The organism is Streptomyces sp. NPDC004539, from assembly GCF_040610055.1.
Lineage (GTDB): Bacteria > Actinomycetota > Actinomycetes > Streptomycetales > Streptomycetaceae > Streptomyces.
Genome location: NZ_JBEXLS010000014.1, coordinates 92,304 through 111,627 on the forward strand (window position 1 = coordinate 92,304; position 19,324 = coordinate 111,627).

At 71.7% G+C, this 19,324-nt stretch carries 15 protein-coding genes and 1 riboswitch; of the genes, 9 read left to right on the forward strand and 6 right to left on the reverse strand.

All coding sequences use genetic code 11. The features are described 5' to 3' along the window. Positions 1-31: 31 nt before the first annotated feature. On the forward strand, positions 32-1,123 hold the full coding sequence (locus ABZX85_RS27395) for a HoxN/HupN/NixA family nickel/cobalt transporter (RefSeq protein ID WP_355874153.1): 1,092 nt from the start codon (positions 32-34) through the stop codon (positions 1,121-1,123). 10 nt (positions 1,124-1,133) lie between these two features. Here ABZX85_RS27395 and ABZX85_RS27400 read toward each other — a convergent pair whose 3' ends face one another. The 3 genes from ABZX85_RS27400 to ABZX85_RS27410 are packed head-to-tail and all read right to left on the reverse strand — an operon-like array spanning position 1,134 to position 4,479. Further along, positions 1,134-2,621: a precorrin-2 C(20)-methyltransferase gene (locus ABZX85_RS27400; RefSeq protein ID WP_355873776.1), complete on the reverse strand. Its 1,488-nt coding sequence runs from the start codon at positions 2,619-2,621 to the stop codon at positions 1,134-1,136. Next, a complete protein-coding gene (locus ABZX85_RS27405; RefSeq protein WP_355873779.1) occupies positions 2,618-3,262 on the reverse strand; it encodes a precorrin-8X methylmutase in 645 nt (214 codons plus the stop codon). Before ABZX85_RS27405 ends, ABZX85_RS27400 begins: the two co-directional genes overlap by 4 nt. Continuing rightward, a complete protein-coding gene (locus tag ABZX85_RS27410; RefSeq protein WP_355874155.1) occupies positions 3,259-4,479 on the reverse strand; it encodes a cobalamin biosynthesis protein CobG in 1,221 nt (406 codons plus the stop codon). Before ABZX85_RS27410 ends, ABZX85_RS27405 begins: the two co-directional genes overlap by 4 nt. Positions 4,480-4,523: 44 nt before the next feature. Beyond that, a riboswitch (cobalamin riboswitch) is annotated at positions 4,524-4,661 on the forward strand. Positions 4,662-4,694: 33 nt separating this feature from the next. On the opposite strand from ABZX85_RS27410, the gene cobN reads away from it, so the two are divergent. Beyond that, the gene (gene cobN / locus ABZX85_RS27415) at positions 4,695-8,276 is read left to right on the forward strand and encodes a cobaltochelatase subunit CobN (RefSeq protein ID WP_355873782.1); all 3,582 of its coding nucleotides are present in this window, start codon (positions 4,695-4,697) and stop codon (positions 8,274-8,276) included. A gap of 103 nt (positions 8,277-8,379) precedes the next feature. Here the strand turns inward: cobN and ABZX85_RS27420 are convergent, their stop codons facing one another. Then, the gene (locus tag ABZX85_RS27420; RefSeq protein WP_355873785.1) at positions 8,380-8,847 is read right to left on the reverse strand and encodes a Fur family transcriptional regulator; all 468 of its coding nucleotides are present in this window, start codon (positions 8,845-8,847) and stop codon (positions 8,380-8,382) included. 133 nt (positions 8,848-8,980) lie between these two features. Here ABZX85_RS27420 and ABZX85_RS27425 point away from each other — a divergent pair, with 133 nt between their 5' ends. Then, positions 8,981-9,622, forward strand: a complete 642-nt coding sequence (locus ABZX85_RS27425) for a superoxide dismutase (protein ID WP_355873788.1) — start codon at positions 8,981-8,983, stop codon at positions 9,620-9,622. Between the two features lie 170 nt (positions 9,623-9,792). Here ABZX85_RS27425 and ABZX85_RS27430 read toward each other — a convergent pair whose 3' ends face one another. Continuing rightward, the gene (locus ABZX85_RS27430; RefSeq protein WP_355873790.1) at positions 9,793-11,238 is read right to left on the reverse strand and encodes an MFS transporter; all 1,446 of its coding nucleotides are present in this window, start codon (positions 11,236-11,238) and stop codon (positions 9,793-9,795) included. Positions 11,239-11,414: 176 nt separating this feature from the next. Here ABZX85_RS27430 and ABZX85_RS27435 point away from each other — a divergent pair, with 176 nt between their 5' ends. After that, positions 11,415-12,317 carry a helix-turn-helix transcriptional regulator gene (locus tag ABZX85_RS27435; RefSeq protein WP_355873793.1) on the forward strand — a complete coding sequence of 301 codons (903 nt, stop codon included), beginning with the start codon at positions 11,415-11,417 and terminating at the stop codon, positions 12,315-12,317. 20 nt (positions 12,318-12,337) lie between these two features. After that, the gene (locus ABZX85_RS27440; protein ID WP_355873796.1) at positions 12,338-13,357 is read left to right on the forward strand and encodes an aldo/keto reductase; all 1,020 of its coding nucleotides are present in this window, start codon (positions 12,338-12,340) and stop codon (positions 13,355-13,357) included. A 159-nt stretch (positions 13,358-13,516) separates the two neighbouring features. Here the strand turns inward: ABZX85_RS27440 and ABZX85_RS27445 are convergent, their stop codons facing one another. Further along, positions 13,517-14,677 (reverse strand): ROK family transcriptional regulator, encoded by a 1,161-nt coding sequence (locus tag ABZX85_RS27445; RefSeq protein ID WP_355873799.1) that lies wholly within the window; start codon positions 14,675-14,677, stop codon positions 13,517-13,519. 165 nt (positions 14,678-14,842) lie between these two features. Between ABZX85_RS27445 and ABZX85_RS27450 the strand changes: the two genes are divergently transcribed. From ABZX85_RS27450 to ABZX85_RS27465, 4 genes are read left to right on the forward strand one after another with little or no spacing between them, the layout of a single operon-like run. Continuing rightward, entirely contained in the window at positions 14,843-15,745 is a 903-nt protein-coding gene (locus ABZX85_RS27450) for a sugar ABC transporter permease (protein WP_355873802.1), read from the forward strand. Positions 15,746-15,761: 16 nt separating this feature from the next. Beyond that, positions 15,762-16,691, forward strand: a complete 930-nt coding sequence (locus ABZX85_RS27455) for a carbohydrate ABC transporter permease (RefSeq protein WP_355873805.1) — start codon at positions 15,762-15,764, stop codon at positions 16,689-16,691. A 10-nt stretch (positions 16,692-16,701) separates the two neighbouring features. After that, positions 16,702-18,048 carry a sugar ABC transporter substrate-binding protein gene (locus tag ABZX85_RS27460; RefSeq protein ID WP_355873808.1) on the forward strand — a complete coding sequence of 449 codons (1,347 nt, stop codon included), beginning with the start codon at positions 16,702-16,704 and terminating at the stop codon, positions 18,046-18,048. Positions 18,049-18,087: 39 nt separating this feature from the next. Next, complete coding sequence (locus ABZX85_RS27465; protein ID WP_355873811.1) at positions 18,088-19,290, forward strand: Gfo/Idh/MocA family oxidoreductase; 1,203 nt, start codon at positions 18,088-18,090, stop codon at positions 19,288-19,290. Positions 19,291-19,324 lie beyond the last annotated feature (34 nt).

Genomic DNA, 19,324 nt, shown 5'->3' on the forward strand with positions numbered 1-19,324 from the left:
ATCGCTGAGCTGGCACCGCATCCGCACGTCCATGACCCGCAAGGAGTGGGCGAGCGTCGGCGGCATGGCCGCCTTCATCCTGGCACTGCACGTCATCGGCTGGTTCACGCTCGTCGCGATCGTCGCGCCCGAGCACTACAGCCTGGGGACGAAGACCTTCGGCATCGGGATCGGCGTCACCGCCTACACCCTCGGCATGCGCCACGCCTTCGACGCCGACCACATCGCCGCGATCGACAACACGACCCGCAAGCTGATGAGCGAGGGCCAGCGCCCGCTGTCGGTCGGCTTCTGGTTCTCCCTCGGCCACTCCAGCATCGTCTTCGCCCTCGCCTTCCTGCTCTCCCTCGGCGTGAAGGAGCTGGCCGGCCCCGTGGAGAACGACGACTCCGCGCTGCACAGCGTCACCGGCTGGATCGGTACGACCGTCTCCGGGACGTTCCTCTACCTCATCGCGATCATCAACCTGGTGATCATGGCCGGCATCTGGAAGGTGTTCCGGCAGATGCGCTCGGGCCACTTCGACGAGGCCGCCCTCGAAGAGCAGCTCAACAACCGCGGCTTCATGAACCGCATCCTCGGCCGCCTGATGAAGTCGATCACCAAGCCCTGGCAGATGTACCCCCTCGGCCTCCTCTTCGGCCTCGGCTTCGACACCGCCACCGAGGTCGCCCTCCTCGTCCTGGCCGGCTCCGGAGCGGCCTCGGGCCTGCCCTGGTACGCGATCCTCTGCCTGCCGGTCCTCTTCGCGGCCGGCATGTCGCTCCTCGACACCATCGACGGCTCGTTCATGAACTTCGCCTACGGCTGGGCGTTCTCCAAGCCGGTCCGCAAGGTCTACTACAACCTCACCATCACCGGCCTCTCCGTCGCCGTCGCCCTCATCATCGGCACGGTCGAACTCCTGGGCCTGATCGCCGACAAGGCGGACCTGCACGGACCGTTCTGGGACTGGGTCTCCGGCCTGGACCTCAACATCATCGGATACGTCATCGTCGGCCTCTTCTTCGCCACCTGGGCGCTCGCCCTGATCGTGTGGAAGGTCGGCCGGATCGAGGAGAAGTGGACGGCGGGGCTGGCCCAGGGACCGGCCCCCGCCACCGTCGAACAGGGCGCCGAGTAGCACGCTCACTTCACGCCCGCGGATACCGGCGAGGGGTCCAGACGACCTCCTCGCCGCCCCCGCGCCGTACGACCCGGGTCTGTGAGGAGCCGACCAGCAGGATCGTGCGCATGTCGACCTCGGCCGGGTCCAGGTCGGCCAGCCGCACGATCCGCACCCGCTCGCCGGAGCCGCCCACGTCCCGGGCGACCACCACCGGGGTGTCCGGGGACCGGTGTTCCAGCAGCAGGTCACGGGCCTTGCCGGCCTGCCAGTCACGGCTGCGCGAACCGGGGTTGTACAGCGCGAGCACCAGATCCGCCGAGGCGGCGGCGCGGAGCCGCCCGGCGATGACGTCCCAGGGCTTGAGCCGGTCGGAGAGGGAGACCGTCGCGTAGTCGTGGCCCAGCGGAGCCCCCGCGCGGGCGGCTGCCGCGTTGGCGGCGGTCACCCCGGGCAGGACCCGCACCGGCACGTCCGCGTACATGTCCTGCGCGGCGGCCTCCAGGACGGCGGTCGCCATCGCGAAGACCCCGGGGTCGCCACCGGAGACGACGGCGACCTTGCGCCCCTTGCGGGCGAGCTGGAGCGCGAACTCGGCGCGCTCGGCCTCGACCCGGTTGTCCGAGCCGTGCCGCCGCTGGCCGGGACGGACCGGCACCCGGTCCAGGTAGGTCGTGTAGCCGACCAGGTCGTCCGCGCTCGCCAGCGCACCCCGCGACTCGGGGGTCAGCCACAGCGGCCCGGCGGGACCGGTGCCGACCACGACGACCTCGCCCGACTCCCGCACGGGCGCCGGGGCGTCGACCCGGCTCGGCAGGACGGCGACGGAGAAGTACGGCACCGACCCGGCGTCCACGTCGGCGAGCGGGGCGAGCCGCTCCCCGTCCATGGTGGCCCGCTCGACGTACCGCGCCTCGGCGAGGCGGCCCGAACTCTCCAGCGCGGTGCGGACCTTGGTGAAGGTCCGGCCCAGTTTCATCACCACGGCCGTGTCCGTGGCGGCGAGCCGTGCGGTCAGCTCCTCCTCGGGGAGGGTGCCCGGCAGGATCGTCAGGATCTCCTCGCCCTCCGCGAGCGGGGTGCCGAGGCGGGCGGCTGCGGCGGACACCGAGGTGACGCCGGGGATCACCTCGGTGTCGTAGCGGTCGGCGAGCCGCTTGTGCATGTGCATGTACGAGCCGTAGAAGAGCGGGTCCCCCTCGGCGAGGACGGCGACCGTGCGCCCGGCGTCGAGGTGCGCGGCGAGCCGGGCGGACGCCTCGGTGTAGAACTCCTCCATGGCGCCCCGGTAGCCGCCGGGGTGGTCGGTGGTCTCCGTCGTGACGGGGTAGACCAGCGGTTCTTCGACGTGGTCGGCGCGGAGGTGCTTCGCCGCGATCGAGCGCGCGATGGACCGGCCGTGCCGGGCGCTGTGATAGGCGATCACATCCGCTTCGGCGATGACCTCGACGGCCCGTACGGTCATCAGGGACGGGTCGCCGGGGCCGAGTCCGACGCCGTACAGCTTGCCGGTCACTCCTCCTCGCTCGCGATCGCGTTGAGCGCGGCGGCGGCGATGGCGCTGCCCCCGCGCCGGCCGCGCACCACCAGGTGCTCCAGACCGGACGGGTGCCCGGCGAGCGCGTCCTTGGACTCGGCGGCGCCCACGAAACCGACCGGGACGCCGATGACGGCGGCGGGGCGGGGCGCGCCCTCCTCGATCATCTCCAGCAGCCGGAACAGCGCGGTGGGCGCGTTGCCGACGGCGACGACCGCGCCCTCCAGCCGGTCCCGCCACAGTTCGAGGGCGGCGGCGCTGCGGGTCGTGCCCAGCTTCGCGGCGAGCGCGGGGACGGCCGGGTCGGAGAGCGTGCACAGCACGTCGTTGGCGGCGGGGAGGCGCTTGCGGGTCACGCCGCTGGCCACCATCTGGACGTCGGTGAAGATCGGCGCCCCGGCCCGCAGGGCCTCGCGGGCGCGCGCCACCACGCCCGGCGTGTACGCGAGGTCCCGGACGAGGTCGGTCATCCCGCAGGCGTGGATCATCCGGACCGCGACCTGGGAGACGTCGGCGGGCAGCCCCGCGAGGTCGGCCTCCGCGCGGATGGTGGCGAACGACTGACGGTAGATCGCCGCGCCGTCCTTCTCGTACTCGAACACCGTGCTCCTACGGGTCATGCGTGACGGGCCGCCGCCACATCGGCGGCGAGGGTGGACAGGGAGGACGGCGCACCGGAGATCCGGTAGCCGCCGCCGGGGACGGCGAGGACGTCGACGTGGTCGCCGCGCGGGCGTCCGCAGCGGCGCTCGCAGCCGGACCAGTGGACGGGGAGTCCGCCGCCGCCCGTGAGGCAGGCCGCCGCGTCGGTACGGACGTCCGCGTGCGCCTTCGCGCAGCCGGGCCGCCCGACGCAGGAGCCGACCCCGAGCCAGGGGGAGTCCGGTCCGGTGACCAGGCCCATGGCGTCGAGACCGGCGAGCCGGCCGGCGGGAACGGCCGGGAGGACCATTCCGCGCCACGGTGTCAGCCGCAGTTCGTCGGAGGAGGCGTCGGTGAGCGCGTCCCACCGGGCGGCGGTCAGGCGGCCCAGCGGGGCCAGGACGGACAGGCTCGTCGTCCCGTCGGGCGCGGTGACCGTACCGGGGGCCGGCTCGGCGGACCGGGGCCACACGGGACGCGCCGGCTCACCCAGGTACGAGACCAACTCCTTGCCGCCGCAGGGGAGTTCGGACACCCGCCAGACCCGTCCGCCGCTCACCTCCACGAACGCCTCGGCCGCCCGCACCGCGGCCCGCGCGGCGTCCCCGGCCGGCACGCGCACGGCATCCGGCGACGCCCCGACCCGCACCCACGCGCCCCCGTCCGGCGCGGCCAGCACACTCACGTCGGCGCCGAGCGCCGCCACGTCCCCGCGCCCGTCGTCCAGCGCGAACAGGAACCTCCCGGACAGCCTCGCCGCCGGCCCGCTCGCGCACAGCAGCGCGTCCAGCTCCCGCAGCCACGGCCGGACATCGAGGAGACTACGGCCGTCGAGACCGGACAGGGGGGAGGCGACGACGTTGCGGACGCGTTCGTGCCGCCAGGACGGCAGCAGCCCGGCCACCTCCAGCCGCTCCGCCAGTTCGGCCCCGCCGTCCGGCGTGAGGCCGCGCAGCTGAACGTTTCCGCGCGAGGTCAGATGCAGTTCCCCGTCGCCGAGTTCACGGGCGGCGAGGCCGAGCGCACGCGCCTGTCCGGTGCGCAGCACCCCACCGGGAATCCGGACGCGGGCGAGCGCGCCGTCGTCCGCCGCGTGCAGGCGCAGCGCGCCGGGGCAGGCGTCGTCGCGGCCCCGCGAGAGGGCTGTGGCCTGGGACGACGGACGGGCAGGAGGCGTGGGCACGGCCGTGAGCATACCTACGATCACACCGGATGTATGCCCTGCCCTCTTTCAGTGACCCTTACTATGCTCCTCGGCGGATCATGAGGGTCCGTCACCGACCAGGGGAGGAAGCCGGTGCGACTCCGGCACGGTCCCGCCACTGTGAGCCCGGCCGCCGGGCGAGTCAGGAACTCCCGCCGTCCAGTTCTCGCCCGGGGCGTGGACACCCCGAGGAAGGCCGACGCCGCATGATCCTGCTCCTGTCGACGTCCGACACCGACCTGCTCAGCGCCCGCGCCGCGAACGGCCCGGTCCCCTACCGGTACGCCAACCCCGCCCGCCTCCCCCTGGACGACCTGCCCGCGCTCCTCGACGGCGCCGACCTCGTCGTCGTCCGCCTCCTCGGCGGGCTGCGGGCCTGGCAGGACGGGCTCGACCTGCTGCTCGCCGACGGGCGGCCGGTCGTCGTCCTCACCGGTGAACAGGCGCCCGACGCCCAGCTGATGGCGGCCTCCACGGTTCCCGTCGGGATCGCCGCCGAGGCGCACGCCTACCTCGCGCACGGCGGCCCGGCCAACCTGGAGCAGCTCGCCCGGTTCCTGTCGGACACGGTCCTGCTGACCGGCCACGGCTTCGACTCGCCCGCGCCCGCGCCGAGTTGGGGCGCGCTGGAGCGCGCGCCCCGCGACGCCGAGGGCCCGACGGTCGCCGTGCTCTACTACCGCGCCCACCACATGAGCGGCAACACCGGCTTCGTGCACGCCCTGTGCGACGCGGTCGAGGCGGCGGGCGGCCGGGCGCTGCCGCTGTACGTGGCCTCGCTGCGGGCCCCCGAACCCGAGCTGATCGCCACGCTCGGCGCCGCCGACGCCATCGTCACCACGGTCCTCGCGGCCGGCGGCACCCGCCCCGCCGAGGCGTCGGCCGGCGGTGACGACGAGTCCTGGGACGCGGGCGCGCTCACCTCCCTCGACGTACCGATCCTCCAGGCCCTGTGCCTGACCGGCTCGCGCGCCGCGTGGGAGGAGAGCGACGAGGGCGTCTCCCCGCTGGACGCGGCCAGTCAGATCGCCGTCCCCGAGTTCGACGGCCGCCTGATCACCGTGCCGTTCTCCTTCAAGGAGATCGACGCCGACGGCCTCCCCGCGTACGTCGCCGACCCCGAGCGCGCGGCCCGCGTCGCCGGGATCGCCGTACGCCACGCGCTGCTGAGGCACATCCCGGCCGCCGGGAAGCGGGTCGCGCTGGTGCTGTCCGCCTACCCGACGAAGCACTCCCGGATCGGCAACGCGGTCGGCCTGGACACCCCCGCCAGCGCGATCGCGCTGCTGCACCGGCTGCGCGAGGCGGGGTACGTCTTCGACGACGTCCCCGGGATGGCCTCCGGTGACGGGGACGAGCTGATCCGGGCGCTCATCGAGGCGGGCGGGCACGACCAGGACTGGCTGACCGAGGAGCAGCTCGCCCGCAACCCGGTGCGGATTCCGGCGGCCGACTACCGGCGCTGGTTCGCCTCGCTGCCCGGGGAGCTGCGGGAGGCGGTCGAGGAGAAGTGGGGGCCGGCGCCGGGCGAGATGTTCGTCGACCGCAGCGCGAACCCGGACGGGGACATCGTCCTCGCGGCGCTGCGCTTCGGGAACCTGCTGATCCTCATCCAGCCCCCGCGCGGCTTCGGCGAGAACCCCATCGCGATCTACCACGACCCCGATCTCCCGCCCTCCCACCACTACCTGGCGGCCTACCGCTGGATCGCGGCCCGCGCCGAGGACGGCGGGTTCGGCGCCGACGCGATGATCCACCTCGGCAAGCACGGCAACCTGGAGTGGCTCCCCGGCAAGAACGCGGGCCTGTCCGCCGCCTGCGGCCCCGACGCGGCCCTCGGCGACCTCCCGCTGGTCTACCCCTTCCTCGTCAACGACCCCGGCGAGGGCACCCAGGCCAAACGCCGCGTCCACGCCACCCTCGTCGACCACCTCGTCCCGCCGATGGCCCGCGCCGACTCCTACGGCGACATCGCCCGCCTGGAGCAACTCCTCGACGAACACGCCCAGATCGCCGCCATGGACCCGGCGAAACTCCCGGCGATCCGCGCCCAGATCTGGACCCTGATCCAGGCCGCGAGGCTCGATCACGACCTCGGCCTGGAGGACCGTCCCGAGGACGACGGCTTCGACGACTTCCTCCTGCACGTCGACGGCTGGCTCTGCGAGATCAAGGACGCCCAGATCCGCGACGGACTGCACGTCCTCGGCAACCCGCCGGCCGGCGCCGACCGCGTCAACCTCGTCCTCGCGATCCTGCGCGCCCGCCAGATCTGGGGCGGCACCACCGCCCTGCCCGGCCTGCGCGAGGCGCTCGGCCTCGACGAGTCGGCGGCGACCCGCACCACGGCCGACGCGGCGGAGGAACAGGCCCGCGCGCTCGTGCAGGCGATGGAGGACGCGGACTGGGACCCGGCCGCAGTCCCCACGGCGCACGGCGAACAGGTCGCCGCCGTCCTGGAGTTCGCGGCCCGCGAAGTCGTCCCGCGTCTGGCGGCGACCACGGCGGAGCTGGAGCACACGGTCCACGCGCTGGCCGGCGGCTTCGTCCCGGCCGGCCCCTCCGGCTCCCCGCTGCGCGGCCTGGTCAACGTCCTGCCGACCGGCCGCAACTTCTACTCCGTCGACCCCAAGGCGGTCCCGTCCCGGCTGGCCTGGGAGACCGGCCAGGCCCTCGCGGAGTCACTCGCGGAGCGGTACCGCGCCGACAACGGCGAGTGGCCCACGTCCGTCGGCCTCTCCCTGTGGGGGACCAGCGCCATGCGCACGGCGGGAGACGACGTGGCCGAGGCCCTCGCCCTGCTCGGCGTCCGCCCGCTCTGGGACGACGCCTCACGCCGGGTCACGGGCCTGGAGCCCATCCCCTGCGACGAGCTGGGCCGCCCCCGCATCGACGTCACCCTGCGCATCTCCGGCTTCTTCCGGGACGCGTTCCCGCACACCATCGCCCTCCTGGACGACGCCGTACGCCTGGTGGCCGGGCTCGACGAACCCGCCTCGGTGAACAACGTCCGCGCCCACGTCCAGGCCGACCTGACGGCGCACGGCGACGAACGCCGGGCCACCACCCGCATCTTCGGCTCCCGCCCGGGGACGTACGGCGCCGGTCTCCTCCAGCTCATCGACTCCCGCGACTGGCGCACCGACGCTGACCTCGCGGAGGTCTACACGGTGTGGGGCGGCTACGCGTACGGCCGTGAGCTGGACGGGCGTCCCGCGCGCGAGGAGATGGAGACGGCGTACCGGCGCATCGAGGTCGCCGCGAAGAACACCGACACCCGCGAGCACGACATCGCCGACTCCGACGACTACTTCCAGTACCACGGAGGCATGGTCGCCACCGTCCGCGCCCTGCGCGGCACCGCCCCCGCCGCGTACATCGGCGACTCCACCCGCCCCGAGACCGTCCGCACCCGCACCCTCGTCGAGGAGACCTCCCGCGTCTTCCGCGCCCGCGTCGTCAACCCCCGCTGGATCGAGGCGATGCGCCGCCACGGCTACAAGGGGGCCTTCGAACTCGCCGCGACCGTGGACTACTTGTTCGGCTACGACGCGACGACGGGGGTGCTCGCCGACTGGATGTACGACAAGCTCACCGAGACGTACGTCCTGGACCCGGCCAACCGGGAGTTCCTCCAGCAGGCCAACCCCTGGGCGCTGCACGGGATCGCGGAACGGCTGCTGGAGGCGGAGTCGCGGGGGATGTGGGAGAAGCCGGACCCGGCGGTGCTGGACGCGCTGCGGCGGGTGTACCTGGAGACGGAGGGGGATCTGGAGGGCGGGGAGTGAGGGCGGGCCGGGCGGGAGCTATTGCCTATGAGTTGCAATAACAACTAGCCTGCAACAAGTGTGAGGCGGTGCTCTGCTTGACAGCGTCCCGTCCGGCGCCGCCTCACCCCTCCCCGCGTGTCCGCCGGCCGGCGCAGCCCGCGCAGTGCCCGTAGACGAACAGCGACCCCGACGCGTCCGGCCCGATCCCCGTCACCTCCTCGATCCTGGCCGCGACATCCGCGAGGCGCTCCGGCTCCAGCGTCGCGACGGCCCCGCAGGCGCGGCACACGGCGTGATGGTGGGGCCGCTCGGTCAGGCCGTACCGCGCCGGACCGGGGCCCGGCATCGTGTGCGTCAGTCCGGCGTCGGTCAGCGCCTCCAGCGTCCGGTACACGGTGGCCGGGTGGACGGCCTTCCCGCTCTCCGCCAGCCGCGCGCACGCCTCGCCGATCGAGAGATGCCCGCCGGCCGCGCGGAGCGTCTCCAGAATCCGCAGGCGCCCCGGCGTGCACCTGAACCCGTGCCGCCGCAACAGGGCGTGAGCCTCCGTCGGGTTGCCGGTCTGCGGTGATCGGCGTGTTTCCGGCACGGTGACGCCACCTCGTTCCACGGCTGCGCGACACGACCGCGGACCTAGGACCAATGCCCGAGCCGCGTTCCGCCGCTTCTGCTGTTAGCGTGCAACTGCACACTCTTTGCAATTATGTCGGAGGACGTTGGACATGGCGGTTTACACGCTCCCGGAGCTTCCCTACGACTACGCCGCGCTCGAACCGGTCATCAACCCGCAGATCGTCGAACTGCACCACGACAAGCACCACGCGGCGTACGTCAAAGGCGCGAACGACACGCTGGAGCAGCTCGCCGAAGCGCGCGACAAGGAACAGTGGGGGTCGATCAACGGCCTGGAGAAGAACCTCGCGTTCCACCTCTCCGGCCACATCCTGCACTCCATCTACTGGCACAACATGACCGGTGACGGCGGCGGCGAGCCCCTCGCGGCCGACGGCGTCGGCGACCTCGCGGACGCGATCGCCGAGTCCTTCGGCTCCTTCGCGAACTTCAAGGCGCAGCTCACCAAGGCCGCCGCCACCACGCAGGGCTCCGGCTGGGGCGTCCTCGCCTACGAGCCGCTCAGCGGCCACCTCATCGTCGAGCAGGTCTACGACCACCAGGGCAACGTCGGCCAGGGCTCCGTGCCGGTCCTCGTCTTCGACGCCTGGGAGCACGCCTTCTACCTCCAGTACAAGAACCAGAAGGTCGACTTCATCGACGCGATGTGGGCCGTCGTCAACTGGCAGGACGTCGCGAAGCGGTACGCCGCCGCGAAGTCCCGCGCGGACGTGCTGCTGCTCAACCCCTGATCTTCCGCGGGTTTCTGGGCGTCCCGCCTCGTGATCGTCTTCTCAACCTTCACGTGCGGCGGGCGGTAGGACGAAGGGCTCCCCCGAGGACGTGACTCGGGGGAGCCCTTCACCCGTTCCGGAGCCGGTCCACCGAGGGCCACGAGGCCGAGGGCCTGCGTCATCAGGGGCTATTCGATGCGGGAGGTGCGGGACGCGCGGGCCGGCAGGACGAGGGTCAGGACGGCCAGGGCCGCGAGGACGAGCAGGACGGCGGCGCCGGTGAGCGCCGTCCCCGTGCGGTCGGCGATGTCGGCGGCGGCGGTGCCCGTCGACACGGCCGCCGCGAGGGCCGTCAGGATGCTGAGGCTCAGCGCGCTGCCGATCTGGTGGACGGTGTTGACCAGCCCCGACCCCGCCCCCACGTCCGCCGGGGAGACCCCCGCGACGCCGCTGGAGGTCAGCGGGGCCAGCGCCAGCCCCTGACCGGCGCCGATGACGGCCATCGGCAGCGCGACCCCGGTGGCGTACGGCGTGTCGAGGCCGAGACGGCTGAGCCAGACCATGCCGATCGCGGTGAGGACGGTCCCCGTGCCGAGGGTCACGGACGCGCCGACCCGGTCGAGGAGCCGGGGCCCCGCGACGGCGAAGGCGAAGTTGACCAGCGTCATGGGAAGGAAGGCCAGCCCCGCCCGGAGCGGTGTCCAGTCGTAGACGCCCTGGAGGAACTGCGCGGTGAAGAAGAAAAATCCCATCATCCCGCCCATGTAGAGCATCCGCGCCAGATAGGCGCCGCCGCGCTCACGGCTCGCGAACAGCCGCAGCGGCACGATCGGCTGGACGGCCCGGCGCTCCGCCAGGACGAACAGTCCCAGCACGACCGCCCCGGCCACGAGCAGCACCACGGTGAACCCGGCCGTCCAGCCCCGGTCGGCGGCCTCCACGATCCCCAGGACCAGCGAGGTGGACCCCAGCGTCGCGAACAGCGCCCCCGGCACGTCGAAACGGCCCTGCTGCCGGACGGTCTCCGGGAGGAACCGCACCGCCAGCGCCATCATCAGGACGCCGATCGGGACGTTGAGGAGGAACCCGGCCCGCCACGAGATCAGGTCCGCCACCAGCCCTCCGACGACCAGACCGAGGGCGGCGCCGATCCCGGCGACCGCGCTGTACGCCGCCATCGCCCGGTCCCGCGCGCGTCCCTCGGCGAAACTCCGGGTCAGCAGGGACAGCGCGGACGGCGCCAGCACGGCGGCCCCGACGCCTTGCAGGGCACGGGCACCGATCAGCCACCAGTCGGTCTGCGCGGCACCGACCAGGAGCGAGGTGACGGAGAAGACGATCAGCGAGAACAGGAACATCCGGCGGTGCCCGAACAGGTCACCGGCCCGCGCGCCCAGGAGCAGCAGACCGCCGAAGACCAGGACATAGGCGTTCGTGATCCATGACAGGCCGGTCTGGGAGAAGCCCATCGCGTCACGGATCTGCGGCAGCGCGGTGAACACGATCGAGTTGTCCAGGATGACCATGAAATAGCTGACGCAGATGATCGCGAGGATCAGCGCGGGACGGGCCGGGGCGGTCGTGTCCGGCTCCCTCGTCGTCCCGCCGGCTGTGGACAGGGGTGCTGCGCGCACGTTCTTCCTTCGGTTCGGCTTCGGCCCTTGACGGCCTCGGCCATGCAACGCCGTTCCGGTCGCGCGGGGGAGTCCCTCCTGTTCCAGGGAACGACAGTGCCTCCCTGGTGATCGCCTTCGGATCTACGGTGAAAGGGCCGACAGGTTTTTCGCACGGCACGCAGGAGGAACCACCCATGGCCCCAGACCCCCGCCCCGCCCCGAGACCGGTGTCCCCAGCCGACCAGATCCGCGAGTTCCTGCGGACCCGCCGCTCACGGATCACTCCGGAACAGGCCGGGCTCCAGACGTACGGCGGCCATCGCCGCGTCCCCGGGCTGCGCCGCGAAGAGGTCGCCCTGCTCGCGGGGGTGAGCGTCGACTACTACATCCGGCTGGAGCGCGGCAACCTCAGCGGCGCCTCGGACTCCGTGCTGGACGGCCTGGCCCACGCGCTCCAGCTCAACGAGGCCGAACGCGGCCACCTCTACGACCTGGCCCGCGCCGCGAACCCCTCGGGACGGCGCCCCGCACCGGCCGTCTCCCGGGTACGGCCCACGATCCTGCGGATTCTCGACTCGATGACCGGCGCGGCGGCCTACGCGCGCAACGGACGGTTCGACGTCCTGGCCGCGAACACACTCGGCAGGGCGCTGTACGCGCCGGTCTACGACTCCCCCCTGTTCGCGCAGCACGGCCCGGTGAACACCGCGCGTTTCCTGTTCCTGGACCCGGCGGCCCCCGCCTTCTGGGTGGACTGGTCCAAGGGGGCCGACGACGCGGTGGCCTTTCTGCGCACCGAGACCGGCCGGGCACCGCACGACAAGGCGCTCACCGACCTCATCGGGGAACTCACCACCAGGAGCGACGAGTTCGCACGCCGCTGGGCCCGCCACGACGTGAAACTCCACCGCTCCGGCGTGAAGCACCTCCGCCATCCCCTGGTCGGTGAACTCGCCCTGCCCTACGAGGCGCTGGACCTGCCGGCCGATCCCGGACTGCGCCTCAACGTCTACACCCCCGAACCGGACTCGCCCGAGCGGGAGGCGTTCGCCCTCCTGGCCGGCTGGGCGAGCACGGACACCGCCCTCCCCGCGTGACACGACAAGGAGCACTTCCCATGCAGTACCGACCGCTCGGCCGCACCGGCGTCAAGGTCAGCCCCCTGTGCCTGGGCGCGATGATGTTCGGCCCCTGGGGCAACCCCGACGAGGCCGACTCCGTACGCGTCATCCACCGCGCCCTCGACGCCGGGATCAACTTCGTCGACACCGCCGACGTCTACTCCGGCGGTGTCTCCGAGGAGATCGTCGGCAAGGCGCTCAAGGGCCGCCGGGACGACGTGTTCCTCGCGACCAAGTTCTTCATGCCGATGAGCCAGGACGACCCCAACCACCAGGGCGGCTCGCGGCGTTGGATCGTCCGCGCGGTCGAGGACTCGCTGCGCCGGCTCGGCACCGACCACATCGACCTCTACCAGGTCCACCGGCCCAGCCCCGACACCGACGTCGCCGAGACCCTCGGCGCCCTCTCCGACCTCGTCCACCAGGGCAAGATCCGCTACCTCGGCTCCTCCTCCTACTCCGGCTCCCAGATCGTGGAGGCCCAGTGGGTCTCCCGCGAACGCAACCTGGAACGGTTCGTCACCGAGCAGCCGCCGTACTCCATCCTCGTCCGGGGCATCGAGGAGGACGTCCTGCCCACCGCCCGCCGCCACGGCATGGGCACCCTCACCTACAGCCCCCTCGCCGGCGGCTGGCTCTCCGGCCGCTACCGCAAGGACGCGTCCACCGAACCGGTCTCCACGGCCCGTCCCCGGGCCCGCTTCGACATGACCACCCCCGCCAACCGCCGCAAGCTCGACGCCGTCGAGGAGCTCTCGGTCCTGGCGGAGAAGTCCGGCCTCACCCTCATCGAGTTGTCCGTCGCCTTCGCGATCAACCACCCCGGCGTCACCTCGGCGATCATCGGTCCCCGCACCATGGAGCAACTGGAGGCGTTCCTCCCCGCCGCCGACATCACTCTCCCGACCGAGGTCCTCGACCGCATCGACGAGATCGTGGCCCCCGGCGTGACCGTCAACCCCGTCGACAACAGCTACGGCGACTTCGACCTCCGGGCGGACCAGCGACGTCGCTGACACCGGAGTGGCACGCAGGGGTTCCGCCGAGGGGAGGGCGGTGTCTCCGTACGCCGCTCGCGGAGCCGGCGGACGCCGGGGAGAGCCGACGCGCCGACTGCCTGCCGGCCGGACCCGAGTGCTACGGATCTGACGCCCGCCGCTCCCCTCAGGACGGCGTCACGCCTCCACCATCCCCAGAACCAGCATCTGGATCGCGAGAACAGCCGCCCCCCGAGCCCAGTCATGAAAGTCGGAGACCTTGGTCTCCAGGTCGACGGCGGTGGCCAGGGGATGCCGGTTGGCGCGGATCGTCGCCCACACCCTCTCCCCGGCCGTGTCGAGGAGCCCGACCCCCTCCCCGGCGAGCAGGATCTTCTGGGGCATCGCGAAGTTGGCGATCTGGGCGACGAGCGTGCCCAGCGCGCGGGCGGCCTCGTCGACGACCCGGGCGGCCATGGGCTCGCCCTGCGCGGCTAGGGCGAGGATCTCGTCGTAGCCGAGGTCGTGGCCGGTGGCGGCGCGGAGCTGGTAGCGGATGCTGGGGATGGTCAGCAGGGACACCGCGCTGCCGCGTTCGCCGTACGGGGTGAGCGGGCCGTTCGGGTCGAGGAGCCAGTGCCGGCCGAAACCGCCGTCCTCCTCGGTGCTGGGCACCCGCCGGCCGCCGAGGACCAGGCCGTAGCCGATGCCCGCGCCGATGGTCAGGACGACGAAACGGTCCAGGCCACGGCCTGCGCCGAACCACGTCTCGGCCTCGACCAGCCCCGCGACGTCGTTCTCGACGACCACCGGCAGCCCGGTGCGCTCCTCGACGAGCGCGGCCAGCGGTACGTCGTGCCACTGGAGGAAGGGTGACTCCGCGACCACGGCCCGGTCGCGGACGCGCCCGCCCACGCCGATGCCGATCCCGGCGAGCGCCGGATGCCGGGCGGCGAGCTCGGCGGTCATCTCGGCCAGCAGGCCCGCGACTTCACCGGGGTCGTGGCCGGTGAGCGGACGGTCGAGGCGGTCGACGATGTCGCTCCGGAGGGTCGTGACCACGCCGTAGACCATGTCGGCGGTGACCTTGAAGCCGGCGAAGGAACGGGACTCGGCGACGATGTCCAGCGGCTGCGAGGGGCGCCCCTGGCGCAGACCGGCGGGAGCGCCCGACTCGGGGACCTCGATCAGCACGCCCGACTCGATGAGCGGCTTGGTCAGCCGGGTCAGGCTGCCCTGGGAGAGGCCGAGCCGGCGGGCGAGTTCGGTGCGCGAGAGCGGGCCGTGGCCGAGCACCTCGATCGCCACCGAACGCTCACCGGGGCTCAGGGGCAGCCAACTGGCGGCAGCTGTGGTCATGGAACGCGGACCCTCACATGGTTTCTTCTGGCGTGAAAGCAAGTAACTCGATTTTAGGTCAGGAACGGTCCGCGAGGAAGGTCTGTGCGCACCCCTTGACGGCACATACTTTTGGCTCAAAAGTATGTGCCGAGGGTGAGCCGCCGCAGACAAGGGAGTCTCCCGATGACCATCGCCGCCCACAGTCCACCATCGCGCACCCCGCGCGGTGACGGACGACTAGCCGCCGTCTTCATCGCCCCCGCCCTCCTGGGCTTCCTGGTGTTCCTGCTCTGGCCCACCCTGCGGGGCGTCTACCTGAGCTTCACCCGCTACAACCTGCTCACCCCGGCCGAGTTCACCGGCCTCGACAACTACGTCCGCATGGCGCACGACCCGATCTTCTGGGACTCCCTGAAGGTCACGGTCTCCTACGTGTTCATGAACATCGGCGTCCAGACGGTGACGGCCCTCGCGATCGCCGTCCTCCTCCAGCGGCTGACCCGCTCCGCCCTGCTGCGCGGGGTCGTCCTCGCGCCCTACCTCATGTCGAACGTGGTCGCGGGCGTCGTCTGGCTGTGGATACTCGACACCCAGCTCGGCGTCGGCAACGAGATCGTCGCGGCGCTGGGCCTCGACCGCATCCCGTTCCTCGCCGACGAGACGTGGGCGCTCCCCACCATCGCCTTCATCAACGTGTGGCGGCACGTCGGCTACACCGCGCTGCTGCTCTTCGCCGGGTTGCAGGCCATCCCCGACGGTCTGTACGAGGCGGCCAGGGTGGACGGCGCGGGCGAGTGGCGGATGTTCTGGCGGATCACGATGCCGCTGCTGAGGCCGGTCCTCGCGGTCGTCCTGATCATGACGGTCATCGGATCGTTCCAGGTGTTCGACACGGTCGCCGTGACGACCGGCGGCGGACCGGCGAACGCGACGAACGTCCTCCAGCTCTACATCTACCAATCGGCCTTCGGCCGCTTCCAGTTCGGCTACGCGTCCGCCATGTCCGTCGCCCTGCTGGTCGTGCTGAGCGCCATCACCGTCCTCCAGTACCGGCTCACCCGGGCCGGCCGGACCGACCTCGGCTGACGGGAAAGGAGCCGCCATGACGACCGTGACCGTGACGACGAAGACCCGCCCGGGACGGCCGGCGCGAGCCCGCCGGATCTCCCCGGGCCGGGCCGCCGCCTGGCTGGTGATGGCCGGGGTCGTACTGATCACCCTGCTGCCGTTCTACTGGATTCTGCGCACCGCGCTGTCCACCAACGCCGGACTCGCCGCCCACCCCACCGATCCGCTGCCCGTCGACCTGACCGGATCGGGGTTCGCCCGCGCGCTCGGACTCCAGTCGACGAAGGAGGCGATCGCGCAGGGCGGCGCGGGCGGCGGGCTGGAGTTCTGGCGCTACCTGCTCAACTCGGTGATCGTCTCGACGCTGGTGACCGTGTGCCAGATCTTCTTCTCCTCGATGGCCGCCTACGCCTTCGCCCGCCTGCGCTGGCCCGGCCGGGACAAGGTGTTCGGGCTGTTCCTGGCGGGCCTCATGGTGCCGGCGCTCTTCACGCTGCTGCCCAACTTCGTCCTCATCAAGGAACTCGGCCTCATCGACACCCTGCCGGGGATCGCCCTGCCGACGATGTTCATGACGCCGTTCGCGGTGTTCTTCCTGCGCCAGTTCTTCATGAACGTGCCCAAGGAGGTCGAGGAGGCCGCCCTGCTCGACGGCGCGGGCAAGATCCGGATCTTCTTCCGGGTGCTGCTGCCGATGGCGTCCGGACCGGTCCTGACGCTCGCCGTCCTGACGTACATCACCGCCTGGAACGACTACTTCTGGCCGCTGATGGTCTCCTACAGCGACAGCTCGCGGGTCCTCACCGTGGCCCTCGCCGTGTTCCGCTCGCAGACCCCGCAGTCCGGCGCCGACTGGTCCGGGCTGATGGCCGCCACGCTCATCACGGCCCTGCCGATGCTCGTGCTGTTCGCGTTCAGCGCGCGCCGCATCGTCGGCTCCATCGGCTTCACCGGAATCAAGTAGAGGGGCTGACATGCGGATACGGCTGCGCGGGGCGACGGCCCTGACCGGAGCACTGGCGCTGGCCCTGACGGCGGGCTGCGCGGGAGGCGCCGGGACGGGATCGTCGTCGGACACGGTGACGTACTGGCTGTGGGACGCCAACCAGCTCCCCGCCTACCAGACCTGCGCCCGGGGCTTCGAGAAGGAGAACCCCGGACTGCGCGTGAAGATCACCCAGTTGGGCTGGGACGACTACTGGACCAAGCTCACCGCGAGCTTCATCGCGGGCACCCAGCCGGACGTCTTCACCGACCACATCCAGAAGTTCGGCCAGTTCGCCGACCTCAAGGTCCTCGAACCCCTCGACGGCCTCGGCATCGACGCCTCCGCCTACCAGCCCGGCCTGGCCGACAACTGGACGGGCCAGGACGGCCACCGCTACGGCGCCCCGAAGGACTGGGACACCGTCGCCCTCTTCTACAACAAGAAACTGACGACGGCGGCGGGCCTCACCGCGGACCGGCTCAACGACCTGTCGTGGAACCCCGAGGACGGCGGCACCTTCGAGAAGGCCATCGCCCACCTGACCGTCGACAAGAACGGCCGGCGCGGCGACGAGCAGGGCTTCGACAAGAACAACGTCAAGGTGTACGGCCTCGCGACCAACGGCGCCGGGGACGCCGACGGCCAGACCCAGTGGAGCACCTTCGCCGCCTCCGCCGGCTGGACCTACACCGACAAGAAGCGCTGGGGCACCGAGTACCAGTACGACAGCGGCACGTTCCAGTCGGTCGTCGACTGGTACTTCGGCCTGGCGAAGAAGGGCTACCTGGCCCCCTTCACCGCCTACAACTCCTCCAACCAGGCGAATGTCCAGGTCTCCTCCGGCCGAGCCGCGACCGCCTTCGACGGCGCCTGGATGATCTCCACGTACGCCGGTTTCAAGGATCTGGACGTCGCCACCGCCGTCCCGCCCGCAGGCCCGACCGGGAAACGCGCCACCATGATGAACGGCCTCGCCGACTCGGTCTCCCGCCACGCCGCCAACAAGCCCGGCGCGCTCAAGTGGGTCAAGTACCTGTCCTCCGACGCCTGCCAGAAGACGGTCGGGGAGTACGGCATCGTCTTCCCGGCCACCCCCGAGGGCACCCGGGCCGCGGTCGCCGCCTACCGGAAGAAGGGCATCGACGTCACCGCCTTCACCCGGCCGATCGCCGACCCGAAGGACTTCACGACGTTCTCCTTCCCGATCACCAACTACGCGGCGGACGTCTTCGCGCTCATGCGCCCGGCGATGCAGGACATCTACGCCAACGGGAAACCCGTGAGCGACCTGGACAAGACCAACCGCCAGATCGACCTGATCCTCTCCCAGTAACCCCCCTCAGCTCACCGACCAGTGAAGGACACCCACCTCATGACGTTCTCGCTCGGCATCGTCGGCGCCGGCCAGTTCTCGGGCCAGTTCGCCGCCCTGTTCCAGGCCCACCCCGGAGTGGGCGACGTCCACGTCACCGACCTGCTGCCCGAACGCGCCGACCAGCTCGCCGCCACGCACTCCCTCGCCGGTACCTTCCCCTCCTACGAGGCCATGCTGGAGTCTCCGTCGGTGGACGCCGTCGCGATCTTCACCCAGCGCTGGACCCACGGCCCGCTGGTGCTCCAGGCGTTGGACGCGGGCAAGCACGTGTACTCCGCCGTCCCCATGGCCGTCAGCACGCAGGAGATCGCGGCGATCATCGACGCCGTCAGGGCGACCGGGCTGACGTACATGATGGGGGAGACCAGCCAGTACAACCCGGCGACCGTGCACGCCCGCGACCAGATCGCCAAGGGCGCCTTCGGACGGGTCTTCTACGCCGAGGGCGACTACGTCCACGACATGGACCTCGGGTTCTACGAGGCGTACCAGTACAGCGGCGGCGACGACTGGAAGGCCACGGCGAGCTATCCGCCGCTGCTGTACCCGACGCACTCGGTGGGCGGGGTGCTCGGTGCCTGGCAGACCCACGCCGTGAGCGTCTCGGCGATCGGGGTCGTGGACGGCCGGGGTGACGGGGTGTTCGACAAAGAGGTCAGCCAGTTCGGCAACGACTTCTCCAACGCGACCGCGCTGTTCGAGGTCGCGGGCGGGGGGTCGTTCCGCACCAACGAGTTCCGGCGGGTCGGCTACCCCTCCCACATCCGTGAATCGCGGTTCCGGTTCTTCGGCACGGAGGCCAGCATGGAGCAGCTCGCGACGGTGGCGTTCTGGCAGGACAAGAAGGGGGTGAAGGACATAAGCGACCTACTGGAACCCAAGCCCACCCTCTCTCCCGACGACCCGTCGCTCCAGCACATCGCCCCCGACCTGCGCGCCGCCTTCACCTCCGGCTCCGCCCCGGTCCACGACCGCACCCGCCTCCCCCGGGAGTTCGACCACCTCCACAACGGCCACGAGGGAAGCCACCACTTCCTGGTCGACGACTTCGTCACCGCGGTCACCACCCGCACCCTTCCCCCGGTCAACGCCTGGCAGGCCGCCCGCTACACCCTCCCGGGCGTCATCGCCCACGACTCGGCGCGGCAGGGCGGGGCACGCCTGGAGATCCCTGACTTCGGAGACGCGCCGCAGGGGTGACGCGCGGCGGACGGCATGGCACGGCCGTCCGGCG